At 73.7% G+C, this 20,528-nt stretch carries 16 protein-coding genes and 3 pseudogenes; 8 read left to right on the forward strand and 11 right to left on the reverse strand.

The features are described from left to right. The first annotated feature begins 42 nt into the window (after positions 1–42). Entirely contained in the window at positions 43–552 is a 510-nt protein-coding gene (locus BM242_RS14295; protein WP_093839204.1) for a hypothetical protein, read from the forward strand. Positions 553–981: 429 nt separating this feature from the next. Here BM242_RS14295 and BM242_RS14300 read toward each other — a convergent pair whose 3' ends face one another. The 5 genes and pseudogenes from BM242_RS14300 to BM242_RS30245 form a co-directional block, all read right to left on the reverse strand. Beyond that, on the reverse strand, positions 982–2,022 hold the full coding sequence (locus tag BM242_RS14300) for an NAD-dependent epimerase/dehydratase family protein (protein WP_093839205.1): 1,041 nt from the start codon (positions 2,020–2,022) through the stop codon (positions 982–984). 201 nt (positions 2,023–2,223) lie between these two features. Then, positions 2,224–3,006: pseudogene (locus BM242_RS14305) on the reverse strand (sporulation protein); the annotation flags it as partial. Between the two features lie 318 nt (positions 3,007–3,324). Continuing rightward, complete coding sequence (locus tag BM242_RS14310; RefSeq protein ID WP_093839206.1) at positions 3,325–4,128, reverse strand: arylamine N-acetyltransferase family protein; 804 nt, start codon at positions 4,126–4,128, stop codon at positions 3,325–3,327. Positions 4,129–4,338: 210 nt separating this feature from the next. Further along, positions 4,339–5,544 carry an ATP-binding protein gene (locus BM242_RS14315; RefSeq protein ID WP_175541414.1) on the reverse strand — a complete coding sequence of 402 codons (1,206 nt, stop codon included), beginning with the start codon at positions 5,542–5,544 and terminating at the stop codon, positions 4,339–4,341. A gap of 153 nt (positions 5,545–5,697) precedes the next feature. After that, positions 5,698–5,938: pseudogene (locus tag BM242_RS30245) on the reverse strand (helix-turn-helix domain-containing protein); the annotation flags it as partial. A gap of 189 nt (positions 5,939–6,127) precedes the next feature. On the opposite strand from BM242_RS30245, the gene BM242_RS14325 reads away from it, so the two are divergent. Beyond that, a complete protein-coding gene (locus BM242_RS14325) occupies positions 6,128–6,835 on the forward strand; it encodes a B3/B4 domain-containing protein (protein ID WP_093839207.1) in 708 nt (235 codons plus the stop codon). A gap of 24 nt (positions 6,836–6,859) precedes the next feature. Here BM242_RS14325 and BM242_RS14330 read toward each other — a convergent pair whose 3' ends face one another. Continuing rightward, complete coding sequence (locus tag BM242_RS14330; RefSeq protein WP_093839208.1) at positions 6,860–7,768, reverse strand: aminoglycoside phosphotransferase family protein; 909 nt, start codon at positions 7,766–7,768, stop codon at positions 6,860–6,862. A gap of 134 nt (positions 7,769–7,902) precedes the next feature. On the opposite strand from BM242_RS14330, the gene BM242_RS30825 reads away from it, so the two are divergent. Beyond that, a complete protein-coding gene (locus BM242_RS30825) occupies positions 7,903–9,693 on the forward strand; it encodes an ankyrin repeat domain-containing protein (RefSeq protein ID WP_093839209.1) in 1,791 nt (596 codons plus the stop codon). Positions 9,694–9,762: 69 nt separating this feature from the next. On the opposite strand, the gene BM242_RS14340 is transcribed toward BM242_RS30825, so the two are convergent. Together BM242_RS14340 and BM242_RS14345 are read right to left on the reverse strand one after the other, a co-directional pair. Beyond that, positions 9,763–10,542 (reverse strand): hypothetical protein, encoded by a 780-nt coding sequence (locus BM242_RS14340; protein WP_093839210.1) that lies wholly within the window; start codon positions 10,540–10,542, stop codon positions 9,763–9,765. Between the two features lie 134 nt (positions 10,543–10,676). Beyond that, positions 10,677–11,153, reverse strand: coding sequence for a YflT domain-containing protein (locus BM242_RS14345; RefSeq protein ID WP_342746966.1), 477 nt, complete (start codon positions 11,151–11,153; stop codon positions 10,677–10,679). 255 nt (positions 11,154–11,408) lie between these two features. Here BM242_RS14345 and BM242_RS14350 point away from each other — a divergent pair, with 255 nt between their 5' ends. Both BM242_RS14350 and BM242_RS14355 read left to right on the forward strand, forming a co-directional pair. Further along, entirely contained in the window at positions 11,409–11,888 is a 480-nt protein-coding gene (locus BM242_RS14350) for a hypothetical protein (protein ID WP_093839212.1), read from the forward strand. Next, positions 11,888–12,201 (forward strand): annotated as a pseudogene (locus BM242_RS14355) (alpha/beta fold hydrolase); the annotation flags it as partial. The gene BM242_RS14350 and the pseudogene BM242_RS14355, both read left to right, overlap by 1 nt. Positions 12,202–12,289: 88 nt before the next feature. Here BM242_RS14355 and BM242_RS14360 read toward each other — a convergent pair. Next, positions 12,290–12,835, reverse strand: coding sequence for a nitroreductase/quinone reductase family protein (locus BM242_RS14360; RefSeq protein ID WP_093839213.1), 546 nt, complete (start codon positions 12,833–12,835; stop codon positions 12,290–12,292). A 233-nt stretch (positions 12,836–13,068) separates the two neighbouring features. Here BM242_RS14360 and BM242_RS14365 point away from each other — a divergent pair, with 233 nt between their 5' ends. Beyond that, a complete protein-coding gene (locus tag BM242_RS14365; RefSeq protein WP_175541415.1) occupies positions 13,069–13,584 on the forward strand; it encodes a hypothetical protein in 516 nt (171 codons plus the stop codon). A 31-nt stretch (positions 13,585–13,615) separates the two neighbouring features. On the opposite strand, the gene BM242_RS14370 is transcribed toward BM242_RS14365, so the two are convergent. Both BM242_RS14370 and BM242_RS14375 read right to left on the reverse strand, forming a co-directional pair. Next, positions 13,616–15,268, reverse strand: a complete 1,653-nt coding sequence (locus tag BM242_RS14370) for a Dyp-type peroxidase (protein ID WP_093839214.1) — start codon at positions 15,266–15,268, stop codon at positions 13,616–13,618. 181 nt (positions 15,269–15,449) lie between these two features. Then, positions 15,450–15,719 carry an HU family DNA-binding protein gene (locus BM242_RS14375; protein ID WP_093839215.1) on the reverse strand — a complete coding sequence of 90 codons (270 nt, stop codon included), beginning with the start codon at positions 15,717–15,719 and terminating at the stop codon, positions 15,450–15,452. A gap of 276 nt (positions 15,720–15,995) precedes the next feature. On the opposite strand from BM242_RS14375, the gene BM242_RS14380 reads away from it, so the two are divergent. Both BM242_RS14380 and BM242_RS14385 read left to right on the forward strand, forming a co-directional pair. Then, complete coding sequence (locus BM242_RS14380) at positions 15,996–18,242, forward strand: terpene synthase family protein (protein ID WP_093839216.1); 2,247 nt, start codon at positions 15,996–15,998, stop codon at positions 18,240–18,242. A gap of 161 nt (positions 18,243–18,403) precedes the next feature. Then, positions 18,404–20,206, forward strand: a complete 1,803-nt coding sequence (locus BM242_RS14385) for an acyl-CoA dehydrogenase (RefSeq protein WP_093839217.1) — start codon at positions 18,404–18,406, stop codon at positions 20,204–20,206. Positions 20,207–20,528 lie beyond the last annotated feature (322 nt).

The following is a 20,528-nucleotide window of genomic DNA, read 5'->3' on the forward strand; positions in this document are numbered from 1 at the left end:
CTGCCGAGCGCGTCCCCGTCCGGCCGGCCCGGCCGGAGCATCATGACCGCCGGTCTGGAGCGGCCGCGGCGGTACCCGCCGTCCTTCAACGTCAAGCAGAAAGTCCGCACAATGCTCGGATTCCAGATGGGTGTGCTCGGGGAGGAGTTCGCCGTCCTGCCGGACAACACCTACGACGAAGCGCTGGTCACCCACCTCGTGATCCCGCCGCCGGAAAACGTTCCCTCCTACGCGCGCGAGCAGTGGTACCGGTGGGGGCGCGTCTGGCTCACCCTCGGAGCCGCCCAGGGCGACGCACTGGTCCGCGTGATGCTCTTCAACGGGGTGACAGGACGATGGCGGGCCGACGACTGGGAGGCGCCGGACCAGGGCCGCACCAGGCACATGCTGGAGGAAGGCACCCAGCTGATCGTCCTCGGCAGGAAGCAGCGCCGCCGGGGCGAGACCAGCCCCAGAAACCCGGTCGGCTGGCTGATCGAAGCGGAGAGCCGGCCGGTGCGCCCGCCCGCACCCGGCCCCCGCGGCTCCTCATCGGCACCGGCCGAGCTCTGACGGGCCGGCTCCTGAGGCCGGTGTCCGCCGGACCGGCCGCCTCGCCGTCGAGGCCGCTCCCGCGACGGTGCGCCCGGCCGGGCCCGCGGGTCCGGCAGGGAGCGGACGGAGGCCGCCACTCCGCACTCCTGGTGGAGCAGCTTCTCCGGGCCGGCGACGACGGCGAAGGGCAGCCCGCCCGGGTCGGGCGGCATCGCCTCGCGCGTGGAGCGGAAGACGGCACCTTCCGGAGTCCGGCGGCGCGGATCCCGTCGTGGCGGCGGACCACGGACCGCAGACGGAGGTTGCCGACCGGGTACCCGGCGAAGCGCCGGAACCGGAGGTGGAGCAGGGCCTCGGGGTCGGGCACCGGCACGGGACCGGCGTGCAGGGTGGTCACGGTGCGGGCGGGCACGGCGTCGCCCGCGCTGAAGCGGCGTCGCGTCGGCGTCACACCCTCTGGGCCAGCCGGGGCCAGGGAAAGCCCCGGGGCCGCAGCTCGTCGAGCGATTCCCGGACCGCGGTGCGCCAGTCCTTCTTCGGCACATAGCCCAGCTTGCGTTCGGCGTAGTCGGTGGGGCAGTACCGGTCCTCGGCCACCCGGACCAGGGACCGGGTGAGGAAGGGCGAGGACCCGGGGAGCACCGGGTGGAGGGCCTCCATGAGACGGCCGAAGGCGTAGCCGGCGCCGTAGGAGACGCTGAAACGCGGGGCGGGCAGGCCCGTTTCGGCCGCCAGGAAACCCACCACCTCGCGCATGGTGGGGAATTCCGGGCCGCAGATGTTGAATGACTCATAGGGTTCCAGGCCGTCGGCGAGCGCGGCGAGCGCCACGCCCTCACCGAGGTCGGTGTCGGCCGTCAGGGCGAGCCGCCCGCGTCCGCCCGCCAGCCACGGCACCAGGCGGGTGCGCAGCCGGGGAACCAGGGCCGGGACCAGCCCCAGGGTGTTGCCCGCGCCGACGAAGTGGCCCAGCCGGAGCGTGACCATTCCGGTGCCGTCACGGCCGGCGGTCTGCTCCATGCGGCGGTCGAGTTCGATCAGGCGGTCGGCGTGCGGCCAGAACCCGGTGGGCGCGGGCGGCGCGAAGTCGTCGACGGGCGAGCCGTCCCGGGACGGTGCGGCCACGGCCACCGTGGAGGCGAGCAGAAAGCGGCGGACTCCGGCCCGCCGGGACTGCTCCAGCAGGTCGAGGGCCGGCTCCAGGAAGTGGGTGCGCTCGGCGTCGGCATGCCCCCAGAAGGCGCCCCAGGTGCCGGTGTGGCACACCACGTCCACATCCCTCACCACCCGGCGGCGGTAGCCGGCGTCCAGCAGATCGCCGGACCGTACCTCGCCGGGGAAGTCCGCGGGGAGCCGGGCGGGGTTGCGGCACGCCGCGACGGGCCGCGCCCGCGGGTGTGCCATGAGGGCGCGCAGTACCTGGCGGCCGAGGAAGCCGGTCGCCCCGGTGACCAGTACCCGGGTGGCGGCGGGCGATTGCGCTGTCATGCGTGCGCTCCTCTCAGAGCGGCCGGAGCCGGGGTGTGCCGAGCCGGCGCGGCTGCCGGGCCGACCATGTTAGTCAGTCAACTAACTGACGAGAGAGCTGTCAAGCCGACGGAGCAGAAAACCGGCCGGGCCCGCCGGGGCCCGGCCGGAATGCCGGTGCGGCCGGCGCAACGCCGCGCCGGCGACGGTTCAGTGGCCGGGCCGGCCCTCGACCATGGCCCGGATCCAGGAGTCCACCTCGGACACGTAGTCCCGCTGGTCCGGGGCCTCGTGCGGCACGGTGTAGCGGTGGATCACATCACCGCCGGACTGGAACAGCCCGCCGCGCTTGTCGGCCTCCAGGACCACCTCCAGGCCACCGGGACCGGCCAGGAAGGTCACCTCGAGATCGTTCATCACGCCCTGGTACTGCGGAGCCGCCCCCAGCTCGATCTCCTGGTAGAACGGGAGCTGCTGGCCGGTGCCGCGGATGTGGCCCGGCTCCAGGTCCGCCGACTTGAAGACGAAGCCGAGCCGGGACAGCGCCTCCAGCACACCCTCCTGCGAGGGCAGCGGGAACACCGCGACCGGGTCCATGTCACCCGCGTCCACCGCGCCCGCCACGGCGAGTTCGGTGCGCAGCCCGAGCCCGATGCCGAGCTGACGTCCGTACATCTCGGTGACCGGCGTCTCCCAGGGCACCGGGATCTGGAACGGAATGGAGCGCTCCTCCTCTTCGCCGAGCCGGAACGGGCCGCTCACCGCGACCTTGTCGAACCCGACCAGACGGTGACCCTCGTGCTCCTCCCCCTCGACCTCGAACTCGACCTCCACCCGGCCGACGAACTCCAGGGAGACCTGCTGGATCTCGGAGTCCGATGAGCCGCCGATCATGTTGACCTGGCCGCTGATGGTGCCGCCGGGGTGGACCCCGCCCGGCGACAGAACCGTGTCGACCTTGGGCCCGCCCACCCCGAGCGCACCGAGCAGCCGCTTGAACACCATGCCGGCGTTCACACTCCTTCATGATTCATTGGTGCAGACATTGTGTGCAGACCGCCCCCACGCACCTGTCATGACGGGACGTCCGCCGTGTGGCGCAGACCGCCGCACATCCACCCCGAACAGTTCCAGTTGCCACCGGGTGGCGCAACCGATCCGCCAGAAGCCGACGGCCCGGGCCGGGCCGGGGCACGGTGCGGCGGCCCCGCCGCATTGTGGTCGACGGCTCAGACGCCGCGGGCGGCCTTCCGGTTCTGTTCGGCCGGAATTCCGCCCGGGTTCGCCTTCCGGCGGCACGGTCCCCCGCCCCGGTACGGCCGGTCAGGCGGCGGTGCCGGGCCGGGTGACGACCGGCTCCCGGTCCAGCACAATCCCGAAGTGGCGGCGGTAGACGTCCAGTACCGCCGCCTCGCCGGGCAGTTCCTCCTCGGTCTGCTGCCGGCCGGCCGCGGTGCGCTTCAGGGTCCGCCCGCTGAGCGTGATCCGCCCGTCCCCGGTCATCCGGGAGCACACCAGCCCCCGGGTGAAGTGGCTCGACGGCGAGGTGCGGTTGTACCAGCAGCCGCCCTCGAAGTCCGCGAGCGCACGCGGGCGCGTCTCCAGCCGGTACTGCGGCGTTCCGTTCTTGAACACGTCCAGGTCGCCGTGCGGGCCCTCGCGCAGCAGGAACACCCCGGCGGAGTCCCGCTGTTCCTCGCGGCTCTCCAGCAGCACCGGGCCTTCGGAGAACTCGCCGAAACCGACGTCCGCCAGCCACGGCCCCGAGCCGTCCACCGGCTCCACCCACAGCGCCAGGTGGTCGAAGGGGATGCCGGGCCGGGTCTCGTCGCCGTTCTCGAAGACCCGGGCGGCCAGCAGCCGCACGCCGAAGCCCAGTGCCCCGAGCAGGGCGGCAAATGCGCCGTTCACCTCGTAGCAGAAGCCACCGCGGTGCCGGGTGACCACCTTCTCCACCAGTGCCTTCTCGGTGAGTTCGATCTCCTCCCCCAGATGGATGGAGAGATTCTCGAAGGGCACGGTCCGCAGGTGGCGCTGCTGGAGATCGCGCAGGGCCTCGGCGTCGGCCACGGCCGGGCGGCCGGCACCGATCCGTTCCAGGTAGGCATGGGTCATCGTCTGGTCCATGCCCCCATTACCCCTCACGGCCGGGCCGTACCGCATCGGTCCCCGGCACCGGCCGGAGACCTCCGCCGGGCGTAGGTCCACAGCCGCCCCCGGCCGGACACCAGGAACCGGGCGGGGTCGCCGCCGGCGGCGGGTATGTCTCCGTCCGGGTCTCCGGCGTCCGTTCCAGATCTGCGCCCTCCCCGGGGAAGCGGGGCGGTGGCCGCCCGGTCAACCGCTGCCGCGGGCGTCTGGTACGTCTTGCCGGCCGGCTTCCGGTGCGCGGAGGTCCGGAAGGAGCCGGCGCACTTCGTCCGCGATCTCCCCGATCGTGCGGCCGTCCGTCGCCACGCGCGCCATGCCGGTTCCGGCGCGTTCCAGGGTCTCGGCCTCGCGCGCCGCCGCCTCGGCACGGCTCAGCAGTTCCGCAGGGGGACGTCCCTTCAGCTCGTCGCCCGGCAGTTGCGGACCGCGGCCCCGGCCGCGCCGCAGTATGCGTTCCCTGAGCACGCCGGGGCCGGCGTGCAGCCTGACCAGTGTGAAGGTGCCCTCGGGGACGGCCTCGGCGCAGGCCCGGACGGTCTCCGGATCACCGACTGCGCCGGAGAGGATCAGACAGCGGGCCCCGGCCGCGCGGTAGGCGGGCCATACCGCAGCCAGGCCCCGGGCCCGCAGGCGGTGACCCGACGGGTCGTCGGCGGGAACCGGCCGGCGGAAGCCGAGCTGGGCCAGGTCCACGTACGCCGCGGTGACACCGGAGGCGAACAGTTCCGCGAAGACCGCCCATGCGACCTCGGACTTGCCGACACCGCGCGGACCGCAGACCCACAGCACGGGGACGGACGAGCGGGTGGCGGCGGGCGCGGGTGGCGGGCTCGGCGGCGCTTCCCCTGCCGCTGCCGCTGCCGGTTCCGGCCGCCCGGGCCAGCCGCCGGCGCGGTCCAGCACCCGCCGCGCCGTCCGAGGCACGGACAGGCCCGTGGTGTCGACGCTGAGGCCGCCGAAATCGCTGCGGTCCAGCGCCGCGGCGGCCCGCTCGTTCTCCGCCACCAGCTCCGGCCGCCACCCGCGGCCCAGGAACCGGGTCCTCAGTTCGCCGGGCCCGGCGCGCAGACGGCACAGCGTGAGCGCGCAGCCGGGCACCGCCTCGGCGTACCGGCGCACCTGGTCGGGGTGCTGGACCCCGCCGGAGAGGATCAGGCAACGGGCCCCGGCCGCGCGCAGGGTCCGGGTCATGGCGCCGAGGTTGCGGGCCTTGACGCGGTGGGTCTCCGGGTCGTCGGCGGGCGCGGGGTAGCACAGTCCGAGCTGGTCGGCGTCGAGGTATCCGGCCGGTGTCCCGGTGGCTGCGATCCGGCCGAAGATGTCCCAGCCGACGGTGGTCTTGCCCACGCCGGAGGGGCCGCAGAGCCAGAGCAGGGGGAAACCGTCGCCCATCCGGGTGACGGTAGCGGGCGGGAGCAGGCCCGGGCGACCGGTTTTGCCCGCTGCCGGCCCGGCCGCGGCCTCAGGCGATGGTGGCGGCGGCGGGGCCGGGGGGGCAGGTGGACGGTCATGAACAGCCGGCAGGTCCCGGTGCCGGCGCCGCGGCAGGGCCGGGACCGGGATTCCGCGGGTGTCGGCGATCCGGACGAGGGTGGCCGGGTCGGGACTGTCCCCGGCCTTTCTCCAGCGCTGCCGGGGCCCCTTTGCCGACCCGGGCGCGGCGGCTGAGACCGGCCGGGGACAGTCCCGCGCGGAGGCGGGCGGCGCGGACGTTGCGGGCGACCGTCCGCAGGGCTGAGGCCGTCTCGGCCGTCTGATCACCATCTCCACAGCCGGCCGCTGGAATGCCTCATGCGGTCATTTGATTGGCACAGACGAGTCAGTTCATTGTACCGTTTGGCCGTTCCAGTGCATGACCAAGGACGTGCGTGATCGCTCTGGTCCGAGCCGACCGGCCCCTCCCCGGCCGGCGGTCACCGCACCACCGCCTTCCCGGCCCGCCGGCCGCCCGTACTCGGAGAATGGATCACCGCGCATGCCCGTCTTCCGCATGGCCCCCGCCGTTGCCGACGCCTTCCCCGGCACCCTGATCGCACTGGTCACCGCCACCGGCCTGCGCGGCCGCGGACCCTGGCCGCACACCGACGCCGCGGTGCGGGAACTGGAACGGCGGCTCGCCGCCGGAACCTGGCGGCCCGCCGGCGAGGACGACCCCCGTATCGGGGCATGGCACACCGCCTACCGCTCCTTCGGGACCAACCCCCGCCGCATCCGCCCCAGCGTCGACGCGCTGGGCCGCCGCCTGGCCAAGAAGGGCACCCTGCCGCGCATCAACCCGGCCGTCGACTCCTACAACGTGGTCTCGGTCCGGCACGGCCTGCCCGCCGGCGCCTTCGACCTGGATCACGTCACCGGCGATGTCGACATCCGCCATGCGGACGGCACCGAATCCTTCACCCCGCTCGGCGAACCCGGAACCACCGAGCACCCCGGGCCGGGCGAGATCGTCTACGCGGACGCCACCGGCGTCCTGACCCGCCACTGGAACCACCGCGACGCCCACCGCACCCGCGTCACCGAGAGCTCCGGCCGCGTCGCCTTCCTTCTGGAGACGGTCCGCGCCGACCACGACGGCGGGCTGCTCACCGCCGCCGCGCAGGAGCTGCGGGACCTGCTCGCACCGCACGCCGGACACACCGCCGTGCAGTACCTCGGCCCCGGCCGTCCCGAGGCCGCCGCCTGAGCCGCCAGCGGCCGGTCCGCGCGGTCAGGGCCCGGGCGCCGGGAGCGCTCCGGCGATCGCCCAGGACCGGGCGGCGAAGCCGTGGTCGTGGCTCATCTCCGCCGCCAGGGCGTCCATCGCCGCCCGTGCCCGGCACCACTCGGCCGCGGCACCGGGATCGAGACCGGCGCATGCGGCCAGAATCCGCAGGCGGTGCCGCAGCCCCGGGCCCGGGTCACCGGCCGGCAGCTCCGTCCACCGGTTCCGCAACAGCGGCAGCAGGTCGTACTCGCGCGGTCCGACACAGGGTTTCGGGTCGGTGGCCTTCCACCGGCCGGTGTCGTCGGCGAGTACGTTGGCGTAGTGGAAGTCGCCGTGCAGCAGGACGGCTTCACCGCCGCGCGCCGGTCCGGCCCGGAGGAAGGTCCCCGCCGCCGCTTCCAGGAGCGAGGACTGCCACCGGGGCCGCCCGGGCAGTGACCGGCTGATCTCCCCGGCCACCGGTCCCTGCTCCTCGGCGACGGAGGGCAGTTCCCGCGGCGGCGGCGCGGAGTGGAGCAGCCGCAGCACCCGGGCGGCGGTGCTCAGGGCCTCGCGCACCGGCCGGTGCTCCAGGCTCACCGACGGCCGGAGCCGTTCCAGCAGAAGGGCGGCGCGGCCGGTGTCCTGGCGCAGCAGGCGCACACCGCCGCGGCCCGCCCAGGCGCGCAGCCCGACGGGCTCACGGCGGGCGTACTGATCCGGCCAGGCCACCTTCAGCGCCGCCCGGCCGCCCCCGGCGCGCCGCACCGGCAGCACCACGGCGACGTGGCCGTGCAGCACCTCCCCGTCGGCTGTCAGCTCCCACTCCCGCAGCATGGTGCCGATCAGCTCCGGCAGACCGTCGATCCACGCCTTCCCCGGCGGGCCTTCGCGCCGGATCGTCGCCTCGGCGAATGCTCCGGGAACCCTCATCCTCCGTCACCGCCCTCGGCACCGCGCGGTCCGGCGCCCGCGCGACCGTTCTCCGACCGGGCCCGAGTCTGCCATCGGCGTCGTGCGCCGCGGACGCGGCAGGCGGTGTCAGTGGGGTGTGCCACGCTCGGCGTGTGGGATTCTTCGACGACCTTGTGGTGCCGGAGGAACCGCTCTCCGGGCGGGCGGTGCTGGCCCGGCCGACCGCACCGGGGAGTGACGACGCGCGGTACGCGCCGCCCGTCGACCGGTTCGTCCCCGCGCAGGTGCCGCAGCCCGCGGTGGCCGGCGCCGGCCCGGAGACGCGGGTGCTGCTGACCGGCTGGTCCGTATGGCCGCGTTCCGTCACCCTGCATCTGTCGGTCTTCCGCAGGACCCGCAGAGCGGACCCGCCTGCCGGACGCCAGTCGGGGCTCAGGGTGGGGCTGCTGTTCTCCGACGGCCGCCGGGTGACCTCCCTGGACGGCACAGTGGCGCGGCCGGCTCCCGCCGCCGGGCCGCCGGGGCGGCCCGGCACGGCGGCGACGGCGCAGCCGACCGGGCTGATCCCGCCGGCTCCGGGCCTGCTTCCCGCCCGCCCGTCCCCGTTCAGGACCGATGTCGATCTGTATCTGGGCGAGCTTCCGCCGCCGGGGGAAACCCAGCTGGTCGTCGAGTGGCCGGACGAGGGGGTGACCGAGACGCACACGGCGGTCGACGCGGGGGTGCTCCGTGCGGCGTCGGGCCGGGTGATCGAGGTCTGGCCCGCTCCGGAGCGGCCGGAGCCGGCGGAGCCGGCGGAGCCGGCGGAGCCGGCGGAGCCGGCGGCACAGCCGCGGATGTTCATGACGGCGGCGGCGGGCGGACCGCCCGCGATTCTCGCACCGCCGCTGACCCGGCGTCAGCTCGACACACGCCGCCGTGAGGAGGAGGCCCGCCGGCGGTATGCGCCGAGGGCCGACTGGCGGCACATGGGCCGCCGGGGCTGGGGCGATGCCGCCCTGGTCCGGGCCCGGCTGGACGCGGGCGCGCCCCCCGGGGCCCGCATCGGCCGCAGCGGGGCCGCACCGCTGCACCTGGCGGCGGAGGAGGGAACGGAGGAGACCGTGCGGATGCTTCTGTCACGGGACGTGGCGGTCGACGTACGCGACGACGACGGGCACACACCGCTGTGGTACGCGGTCCACAGCATGGACCAGGGACGTATCCGTGCGCTGACCGGCGCCGGGGCGGATGTCTGGACCCCGCAGGCGGGGCACTGGTCTCCGGGCCGGCTGCTGCTGACCACGCCGCTCGCACCGCTGGTCGCGGACCTGCCGGGGGCGGTGCGGCTGCCCGCGGCGGAGGCCGCGGCCGTACAGGCGGCCGATGCGCTCATCGCGGCCTTCGGCGAGGAGCCGCTGTGGACGGAAGGGCTCGGCATCGCCTTCGTCAGGGGCCTGGGCGAGGATGAGCTGATCCGGCGGCTCGGTGCCGATCCCGCCCGGTGCCCGCGGGCCGGTCAGGATGACGCGCCCTTCGACCCGACGGACTTCGAGGAGTCCCTGCGGCACGTGGGCGTGCGGAGCGTGGCGGGGTCTCCCGGCGGCTGCGTGGTCACGCAGGACGGATACCTGCCGGAGGACGAGGCCGTGCTCCGGGCGATATCGGCGGGAACCGCCGCGTACGGGGTGTACTTCAATCCCACGGGCGGCACCTTCGGCGCCCTGGCCCGCGACGGCGAAGCGGTGGCGCGTGAGGAGATCGGTCTCCGGCCGCACAAGTCCGACCCGGACGCCTACTGGCACTTCCGCTTCTGGCAGCGCGGGCGCACCTTCCCCCATGGCGCCGACATCCTGGCCTACGCCTGTGCCGCCGCGGGCCTGAGCATCAGCGACGGCCGGGACGCCGCCGATCTGCGCACCGCGCGCCGCTGGGTGAAGCTGCCCGCCGGGCTGCGGCGATGAGCACGCCGTGGTTCGGGGCGACCGGGCCCCGGGCAAGGCCGCCACCCGGGCGCGGGCCGGGAGGCCGGGTCAGGGCCGGTCCACGGAGATCAGTTCCATGCGCTGGGCGCCGCCTTCGGTCTGCTCCCTCAGGACCAGGCCCACGCCCTCCGCATAGGTGAGGCGGTATGTGTCGTGGGGCTGGACGGGGTTGGTGTTCGCGGTGGCCACGGTGGAGTCGAAGGAGCCGAAGGGCACGTCCACCGCGGTGTCGAGGGCCAGGATCTCCACGGTCGCCTCCTGTTCCTCGGGGGCGTCCGGCGTGATGTAGACGTCTCCCACCTCGGGGCCAGCCGGCATGATGATGATCGGATGGGCGCCGTGTTTGCCGGACTGCCAGGCTCCCGGTGTCTCGAACACCTCCGTGTCCTCCACCGTGTTGGTGTCGGCACCGAGATTCCATACGTTGCCGTCGCTGTCCTGGGAGAACCAGTTGTCGCTCTCCTCGATCACCACACCGTCCACACTGACGGTCTCCTTCACGATCAGCGCGGGGACACCGCCGATCTCCGTGGTCTCGTCGGTGACCTCGACAACGGCCCGCACCCTGCCCATCTCCCCGCCGGGGTCCGCGTCGGACCGGTAGGTGAAGCGGGTGCCGGGTTCCATGGGCAGATGCGGGTGGTCGATCCCGGTGGTGAAGTCCGCCGGGTCCAGGCTCGCCGGAGGGGTCGTGGTGGTCTGCGCGGGGATCTGCCCGGCCTGCCCGGCCCGCGCGCCGGACCCGTCGCCGCAGGCCGCCAGGGCCGTGGCGAGGCCCAGTGCGGCAATGGCCGATGCCGCCGCCCTGACCGGTGCATGCGTGCGCACAGTGCCTCCAGCATCTTGTCGGTCGCCGCCGGCTCTCATGATCGGTGCGGCGCCCGGCCGCACCGGGGCCCTGCCGGAGGGTGTCGCGCATTGCCGCCCGTCATCACCCGCACGGCGGCCCGCCCGGCCCGGCCTCAGGCGTGTTCCCCGGTGTGCCCGGCGAGCAGGCCCCGGGCCTCCTCGGCCCACTCCTCACCGACCACGACGTCGTAGCGGGCGGCCACGATCCGGCTGCGCGAGGTGAAGTCCCGCCCGCTCCCGGAGAGCAGGTGGCCGGCGAATCCGAAGACGGCGCCGAACAGGGCCCCGTAGAACAGCGCGCTGAGCATCAGCACCGCGACGTCGTCCGCGTCGGCCGCGAAGATCGACAGCAGCAGCCCGATCAGCAGTCCGAACCAGGCACCGGCCGCCAGCCCCGCCAATGCGGCCCGGCCACGGGTGAGCCGCCCGAGAACGGTCTCGACCATGCGCAGGTCGGAGCCGATGATCGCGGTGTGCTCCACGGGAAACTTCTGGTCGGAGAGCAGATCCACCGCACGCTGCGCGTCCTCGTAGGTGGCGTACGAGGCGACCACCGGCCGGCCGCCCGCCCCCGGCTGCTGCTGGGTCATCATCTGCTCCTTCCGTACTGCGAGGTGTCCGGCCCGGCGCGGGCAGGCCCTCGGGGCACCCGCCCGCCACCGCCGGGTGCCCGTTGCCCCGGCGGCGAACACTCCCTCCGGACGGCGGGAAGGCGCCGCCGCGCCGGGCGGGTCGCGGCGGCGGTTCCCGCTCCCCGTGGTCGAATCGTCACCCTGTGCCGTGTGGCGGTCGCCGGGGCGGCGTGCCCGGGAAGGCGGCCGTCCGGACCGAAGCGAAGGAACACGATGCACCACCCGCTCCTGCCGCACCGCCCCGCCCCGCGGACCGCCGCCCTGATCTGTGCCATGGTGCTGACGGCCGTTCTGGCCGGCTGCGGCGACGGTGACGACGGCCGTGCCGACCCGCAGGAATCCGTCGATGTGGGAGACATCCAGGGGGACGCCTTCTTCGACGGCGTCGACACCTGGGTCGGCGAGGAGGTCACCGTCGAGGCCCGGGTCGGCCGGATCGTCGATCCCGGCTCGTTCACCATCACCGGGACCGAGAACCCGGGCGAGAGCCGGATCCTGGTGGTCGACGCCGATTCCAGCCTGGTCGACGAGGGCGAGCGGGTGCGGGTGACCGGCGTCGTCAGGGAGGACTTCACCGCTGCCGGGGTGGAGGAGGACCTGCAAGTGGACCTGGACGACGCCCTCTTCCTGGAGTTCGAGGAAGAGCACTATCTCCAGGCCACACACGTCGACTCGTCGCTGCGCCCGGCCTAGCCATCCCCGGGAATGTGCGGTCCGCCCATCTGCGGGCGTCCCGCGCGGCCATCCCCTCCATCGTGGCCGACTACCGGGCCTCGGCCGGCATCGATGTGGAGCACGACCGGGCCGACCGGGACGCCGCGAAGCGGCTGCGCATGCCGGTCACGGTGCTCCAGCAGGACCGGGGCGCCGCGCTGGGCTACGACGCCGCGGCCCGGTGGCGGGCCTGGCCCCCGACCTGGAGCACACCACCGTGTCCTGCGGGCACTTCATGGCCGAGGAGGCCCCGGCCGAGGTCGCCCGGGCCCTGCGGCGGCTGATGTCGCGCCGGCCCCGCTGGCCCGGGGAGCGGGCCCGGCGCACGGCCGCGGAACCGGCTTCGGCCCGGAAGCCGGCAGGTCCCGGTGCGCCGCTCCTCAGGGCCCCGCCGCCCCGTGCGCCCGGCCGTCCCGCGTGCCGGGCAGCGACGGTCCGCCGGGGCCGCGCGGTTCCCGGGGCCCGAGGCGGAAGACGGGGTAGCGCGCGGCGATGCGCGCGAAGTCCGCCACCGGGGCGTGCCGGTCCACCGGGAAATGCGGACGGGCTCCCGGCGCGACTTCCAGATAGCGGCGCAGGATGGGTGCGCGGTCGGCCGGTCCGACCTCGTGGAGCCGCACGGCGCGGCGGCCGCGCTTGCGCAGCACGGCCCTGCCGTCCGCGGCCCGGACGTTCCGCACCCAGTTGGCGTTCTGCCCGAGCATGGACACCAGGTAGCCCGCGCCCCGGTAGTCGGCCACCACGACCGGGAACGTGATGGTGCGGCCGCTCCGGCGGCCGGGGACCTCGAGTGTCACCCAGTTTCCGGGGGAGAGCGCCCCGGCGTGCCAGGCGGCGGTGAGCCGGTCGATCCGGCGCGCCACCGGCCGCGGCCGGCCGCCGCGGTACAGCCGCCTCCGGACCGCGGAGTAGGGACCTCGCCGCATCGTCGGACCTCCTGTCGCCACGGGTCGCTGCCGGTCCCGCACCGCGTGCGGCGCCCCGGCCCGGTTCCCTCCAGGAAAGCACCGGTTGCGGGCGGACCGGCAGGTCCGACGCGCGGGCGTAGGCCGGCCGGATACCGGCGGCGGTACGCGCCGACGCGCCGGCCCGCCGCCTGGCGGGGCCCGGGCGCGCAGCGGGGCTCGCCGCCGCGCCGCGGGCGTGATCCACTTGGCGGATGGAGGTTCTCGGGGCAAGTGTCATAGCGGTGCTGGGCACCCTGCTGGGTACCACCGTCGCCCACCACTACCAGCGCAAATCGACCCGGCTGGCGGCCGGGATCGAACGGGCGGAGCGGCTCCGGCAGGAGCGGCTGGACGCCTACGCGGCCTACGGCGGGGCGCTGATGGACTACCGGCGCGGCGTGATGGACCGCTGGTACGCCGAGCGGGAGGAGCATCCCGACGACGACCGGCTCGGGCTGCGCCGGACGTCCTATGCGCTGCGCACCGCCGCCCAGGAGGCCATGTTCCGGGTGGAGCTCCTCACCGACAGCCGGCCGCTGGTGGACCGGGCGCGAGAGGCGCTGACGGAGGTGGAGCAGCTCTACGCCACCGATGACCGTGCGGTCTTCGCCCGGCGCCGCGAATCCTCCAAGGCCGCCATCTACGCCTTTGTCACCGCCTCCAAGGCGGCCCTGGACCCGGCCGGTCCCGCCGCGGGCCGCGGCCGGAGCGGCAACGGCGGCGGCTGAACACCCGGCGGCCGGCCGGGAACGGGGGCGGTCAGGGGCGGACGCTGCGCAGGAAGCTGCGGCTGGGGACGAAGAAGTACTCGGCGCCGCGCAGCCGCACCGACTCCGCGAGGCCGACCGAGGTCCGCTCCGGCTTGCCGTACTTCCGGGGCCACTGGCCCGGGGTGTCGGAGCTGCCGATCCCCACCACCGGGTCCTGGCCGGTGGCGGCCTTGCCGTCGTCACCTCCGGCGATGAAGTTGATGTTGTTGCACCAGCGTTCCTGCATGAACTCGAACTGTGCGGAGATGTCGGACTGGGCGCACAGGAACAGCAGCCCTACGGTGCGTTCGCTCTCGTAGGAGATGGCACGCCGGGCGATGCGGTGGGTGCGTTCCTCCGCCAGCGTCGAGTTGAACCGCCAGACGGTGTCCCCGCGCGGATTGGTCTTGCGGATGTGGGACTGGTAGGGGCATTTGTTGCCCTCCTGGTCCTCGCCGAAGTCGAAGTCGTTGGGCACCGCGTCGTCCGTGCCGCGGGCGGTGGCGGGCAGGTGCGCGGGCATGCCGTCGCGGAACCGGCCGACCATGTAGGCGCCGGCGAGTTCCTTGTCGCCCTCGTGCGGGTGGTCCCGGCCGTCGGCCTCGGCCAGCGCGCGGGCGAGCTTCAGGCGCTGTTCGTTGAACTTGGGGACGTCCTGCTCCAGCTTGCGGTAGACGAAGTAGGAGCCGTAGCCGGTCTCCAGGTCGCCGCCCGGATCCCTGGTGAGCACCAGTTTCAGCGGGGCGCCCGGATTCCATTTGCGGCCCGGCTCGCTCTGCCCGGCCTTGGCGATGTCCTTGGCGAAGAAGAGCGGTTCGCTGATGCCGTCGGCGAAGCCGAAGTGCTCGCGCGGCGGGCCGTTGGGGCGCAGCCTGATCACCTTGCCGATCTCCTGGTGGGCCACCTTGCCGGCGCCCGCGGCGGTGAGGGAGTCGCGGATCCCGTCGGCCTTCTGCTGCACCCGCCGGGCGTCGTCGTCGGCCACCACGATCAGGGCGTGGTGCGCCTCGCGGAATCCCTGGTGCCATTCGGCCACCGGCGGGTCGCACAGCTTGGACCGGGTCTCCTCGTCGCGCGAGCCGCGCCGGAACGCCGCGTCGTCCGGCAGGTCGGTGAGGCCGAGGGCACGGTAGCCGGCCGCGGAGAGCATCAGGCAGACGAACGGCGGGCTGGGGTGTTCCCGGAGCTCGGCGCTCAGATACGCCTCGGGGTCCTCCGGGCCCCGGCCGTCGGCGGCCGGGGGGCTCACGGAGACGCCCGGCATGCCGCCGAGCCCGGCGGTCATCGCGATGCCCAGCGGGCCGGCCTGGCCGCCCATGGTGACGCTCGGCTGTCTGCCGATTTCCGCTCCGGCCGAGACCGCCGCCGGGCCGAAGCCGGCCCTGGCGAAGATCTGCTCCCGGCGGCGGGACTGGTTCCACTGCTCCATTCCGCTGGTGACCTGGTCGGCCATGCCGGCCAGCCAGGAGCGGGCCGCATCGCGCTGCGCGGGGTCGAACCGGATGAAGAGATGGCGGCTGTGGTCGCGGCCGTGGCTCTTGAGAATGTTGCCCTGGACGTCCTCGAGGAGCCGTCGCTCCTCCGGGTCGAACTCGCCCTCGGGGTCGGTGGGCCCGATGCCGGTCTCCTTGTCGAAGTCGACCCGGGTCGCTTCCATGGTCATGGCATGCTCCTGCGCCGGTGGGGGAAGTGGGACGGGCACGGGCGGTCGACGGTGCTCACCGGCCGCCGCGTGCCGTTCACCGTTTTCCCCGCCGGCCCGCCGCCGGGCCCCGGTGCATCCGGCATTCGCTCGCATGACCTGCGTTTACGCCCGCCTGGCCGATGCCGGCCGGATGGGGATGTCAGGGCCGGTCGGGCGGCAGGTCGTGGGTGATGTACTCGTTCAGCGCCCTGCCGGGCTGGAGCACGGCGCGTGAATCCTCGGCGTGGAAGGTGCCGAAGCCGAGCACGGTGACCGGCTCTCCGCGCCGCAGTGCCTCGGCGATCACCCCGGCGTGCTCCAGGGTGCCGAAAAGTGCGTCGAGAACCCGTTCGGTCTCCTCCGCGGACGGCCCGGAGCCGCCGTCCCCGGCCCTGCGCACGGTCTCCTCGATCAGTCCCGTCTTGTCCATCCGCCGCACACCGTCCTCGTCCGGGGCCGTACCGGGTCGATGCTGGCATTCCGGGCTCCTGGCCGCAGCCCGGGCGGCCCGCCCGGGTGACGGCGGGTGCGCTGCGGCAAGCACAGCCCCATCGACCCCTGTGCACGTATTCGCGCATTCGTGCATTCGTGCATTCGTTCCCATCTTCACCCCCAAGGTGGGATTCGGAGGTGTGAAGGCCTGGCGGCCGGGCGGTGGGGTAATCCGTTCTGCGCATTGTCCGGGCCGCGACACCGGGAGCATCACGTGAGTGCACCGCCGTTCCACCTGCCCGAGTTCTACACGCCGTATCCGGCGCGTCTCAATCCGCATCTGGAGTCCGCCCGCGCCCACACCCGGGAATGGGCCCGGGAGATGGGGATGCTGGAGGGATCGGGGATCTGGGACACCGGGGACCTGGAGGCCCACGACTACGCCCTGCTGTGCTCCTACACCCACCCCGACGCCTCCGAGCGCGATCTGGCGCTGGTCACCGACTGGTACGTGTGGGTGTTCTTCTTCGACGACCACTTCCTGGAGCTGTTCAAGCGGACCGGGGACCGGGAGGGCGGCAAAACGTATCTGGACCGGCTGCCCGCGTTCATGCCCATGGAACTGGCGGACGGCTTCCCGGAACCGGCCAACCCCGTGGAGAAGGGGCTGGCCGATCTGTGGGCGCGCACCGTCCCGGCGATGTCGCAGGACTGGCGGGCACGGTTCGCCGAGTCGACCAGGAACCTGCTCAACGAGTCGCTGTGGGAACTGTCCAACATCAACGCCGGCCGGATCCCCAATCCGGTGGAGTACATCGAGATGCGGCGCAAGGTGGGCGGCGCGCCCTGGTCGGCCGGGCTGGTGGAGTTCGCCGCCCGCGCCGAGGTGCCCGCCCGGGTGGCCGGCGAACGCCCCCTGCGGGTGCTGCGGGACACCTTCGCCGACGGCGTGCATCTGCGCAACGACCTGTTCTCCTACCAGCGCGAGACGCAGCAGGAGGGCGAACTGTCCAACGGGGTGCTGGTACTGGAGACCTTCCTGGGCTGCACCACCCAGGAGGCGGCCGACGCGGTGAACGACCTGCTCACCGCGCGGCTGCAGCAGTTCGAGCACACCGCCCTCACGGAACTGGGCCCGGTGTTCGCCGAACACGCCCTGGACGCGGGCGAATGCGCGGCGGTGCTGGCCTATGCGAAAGGGCTCCAGGACTGGCAGTCCGGCGGCCACGAATGGCACATGCGCTCCAGCCGCTACATGAACGAGGAAGCCGAACCGGGGGCCGCCGGGCCGGCCTTCCTGCTGCCGGCCGGGCCGGGCACGGCCGCCGCCCGGATCGGGCGGGCACCGGTCTCCACCACCGCCCGGGCGGAACGGGCCCGGGCCCGCGGATACGGCCATGTGCCGTTCCAGCGGGTCGGCCCGTCCCGGCTGCCGGAGTTCGACATGCCCTTCGAGCTCACCCTCAGTCCGCATCTCGACCAGGCGCGGTGCCGGGCCGCGCAGTGGGCGGAGCGGATGGGCATTCTCGGTCCGCAGCCCGACGCGGGCGGCCGGACGGTGTGGGACGAGGCGAAGCTGGCCGACTACGACCTCGCACTGTGCGCCGCGGGCATCGATCCGGACGCCACGCTCCAGGAGCTGGACCTGGCGAGCTGCTGGCTGGTGTGGGGCACCTTCGCCGACGACTACTACCCGGCCGTCTTCGGGCCGGGGCGCGATCTGGCGCGGGCCAAGGCGGTCACCGAACGGCTCAAGGCCTGCATGCCGGTGACCGGAGGAGAGCCGCCGGCGGCGCCGGCCACCTCGATGGAGCGGGGCCTGACGGATCTGTGGGAGCGCACCGCCGGCCCGATGGAGGAGCGGGCCCGCCGGGAGTTCCGCCGCACCGTGACGGAGATGCTCGACAGCTGGCTGTGGGAGCTGGCCAATGTGGCGGAGAACCGGATCCCGGACCCGGTGGACTACACCGAGATGCGGCGCCTGACTTTCGGCTCCGGTCTGACGATGAATCTGGCTCGGCTGTCGCACGGGCGCTGCGTACCGCCGGACATCTGGGCCGGCGGACCGCTGATCTCGCTGGAGAACGCGGCGGCCGACTACATGACGCTGATGAACGACACCTTCTCCTACCAGAAGGAGATCGAGTTCGAGGGCGAGGTGCACAACGCCCTGCTGGTGGTGCAGAACTTCTTCGGCTGCGGCTACCCCGCCGCGCTCGGCATCGTGGACGATCTGATGCGGTCCAGGCTGGCGCAGTTCCAGCACATCGCCGCCGCCGAACTGCCGGTGCTGTTCGAGGACGCCGGCCTGGACGAGGAGGCCCGCCGCGCGGTCGAGGCGTACGCCGACGACCTGCGCAACTGGATGCCGGCCATTCTCAACTGGCACCGCAGTGTGCGCCGCTACCGGGAGGAGGACCTGCTGCGCCACCACCGCCGCGGGGTGCTGCCGGAGGGGCCGACCGGGCTGGGCACGGCGGCGGCACGGCTGGCCCGGACCGTGGCCGCCGCGCGCGGCTGAGTCCCGGCGGGGCGGGCGGCCGGTATCCGGGGTGGTGCGGGTGCTGGCCGCCAGGGGGGCGACCGGGTATGGTGAGGACTGAGCAAGCGCTTAGTAACCACGCTGAGTAACAGCATGGCCGCCCGGTGGTCGCCGGCGGCCGGCGAAAGGGGGCCCGAGCCATGGCGACGCCGTCCACCCTGCTCTCCCGGGAGGACCTCGACTTCCTGCTGCACCACTGGCTGGACGTCGGCGGGCTGCTGGGCAGGCCCCGCTACGCCGAGCACTCCCGGGAGACCGTGGACGCCGTGCTGGAGCTCAGCGAGCAGCTCGCCACCCGGCACTTCGCGCCGCACAACAAGCTCGCCGACCAGAACGAGCCGCGCATGGTGGACGGCCGGGTGGAGATGATCCCGGAGGTGGGCCGGGCGCTGGCCGCGTTCGCCGAGTCCGGGCTGCTGGCCGCCCCCATGGAACCGGAGCTGGGCGGCGCCCGGCTGCCCCGGGTGGTGGCCACCGCCTGCTTCGCCTGGTTCCAGGCCGCCAACATCGGCACCGCCGCCTACCCCATGCTCACCCGGGGAAACGCGGCCCTGCTGTGCGCGCACGGCAGCCGCGGGCAGATCGACACCTGGGTGCGGCCCATGCTGGCCGGCCGCTTCTACGGCACCATGTGCCTGTCGGAGCCGCAGGCCGGCTCCGCCCTGGCGGACGTGGCCACCCGGGCCGAGCCGCAGCCGGACGGAAGCTACCGGCTGTTCGGCACCAAGATGTGGATCTCCGGCGGTGACCACGAACTCGGCGAGAACATCGTCCACCTGGTGCTGGCCCGCACCCCGGGGGCCCCGGCCGGGGTCAAGGGGCTGTCGCTGTTCCTCGTTCCCAAGTACCTGCTGGAACCGGACGGGCGGACCGGGGACCGCAACGACGTCAGCCTGGTGGGGCTCAACCACAAGATGGGCTACCGCGGCACCACCAACGCCGTGCTGGCCTTCGGCGAGGGCCGCCACACCCCCGGCGGTGCCCCGGGCGCGGTGGGCGAGCTGGTGGGTGCCGAACACAGCGGCCTGGCCTGCATGTTCCACATGATGAACGAGGCCCGGATCGGGGTCGGCGCCGGAGCCGCGGCGCTCGGCTGCACCGCCTACCTCAAGGCGGTGGAGTATGCCCGCACCCGGCTCCAGGGACGCCCGCTGGGCGACAAGAACCCCTCCGGACCCCCGGTGCCGATCATCGAGCACCCGGACGTGCGGCGCATGCTGCTGGCCCAGAAGGCCTATGCCGAGGGGGCCATGGCCCTGATCCTGTACTGCGCCAGGCTGGTGGACGACAAGGAGACCGCCGCCACCGCCCAGGACCGCCAGGAGGCGGCGCGGCTGCTGGACATCCTCACCCCCATCGCCAAGAGCTGGCCCTCCCAGTGGTGCCTGGAAGGCAACCACCTGGCCATCCAGGTGCACGGCGGCTACGGCTACACCCGCGACTACGACGTGGAGCAGCACTACCGGGACAACCGGCTCAACCCGATCCACGAGGGCACACACGGCATCCAGGCCCTGGACCTGCTGGGGCGCCGGGCCATCCGGGACGGCGGGGCGGCGCTGGCCCTGCTGGGCGACCGGATCGCGGACACCGCGGCACGGGCCCGCAAGGCCGGCGGCGACGCCGCGGACTTCGCCCGGGAGCTGCACGCGGCCTGGTCGCGGGTCCAGGGCGTCACCGCGACGGTGTGGGCGGACGGCGATCCGGCCCGGGCGCTGGTGCACGCCACCGCCTATCTGGAGGCGGTCGGGCATGTGGTACTGGCCTGGCTGTGGCTGGATGTGCACCTCGCCACCGGCTCCGCGGACAGCCCGTTCCACCTCGGCAAGCGGGCCGCCTGCCGGTACTTCTTCCGTCACGAACTGCCCAAGGCCCACCTGCGCTTCGACCTGCTGGAGAGCCGGGACGGCACCGTGACGGAGACCGATCCCGGCTGGCTGTAGGCCCGGGGGCGGGAGGGGCGCCCGCCGGCCCGGCCTGTCCGCCCTGGGCGAACACGGTGGCGACGGCACACATCCGCCGGGGCGGTCCGGAAGTTGTTCCGGTCCGGTCCGTTCCCCCGGCGCCGTCCGGCCGCTATCCTCGCCTGCGCCTGTGCGGCCCATGGCGGCATCCGTCGGGACCCAAGGGGCGCCATCCGGGACAGTGATCCGTTCTTGGGCCAAAGCGTGCAACTTCGCGTCAAGTATCGATCTTTACGGGAAGATCTCTTTTTGCCCGGCGCCTGTATATGATCGGCGTCCCCCTCAGGTGCCGGCCGACACC

Source organism: Streptomyces aidingensis (assembly GCF_900112355.1).
Lineage (GTDB): Bacteria > Actinomycetota > Actinomycetes > Streptomycetales > Streptomycetaceae > Streptomyces > Streptomyces aidingensis.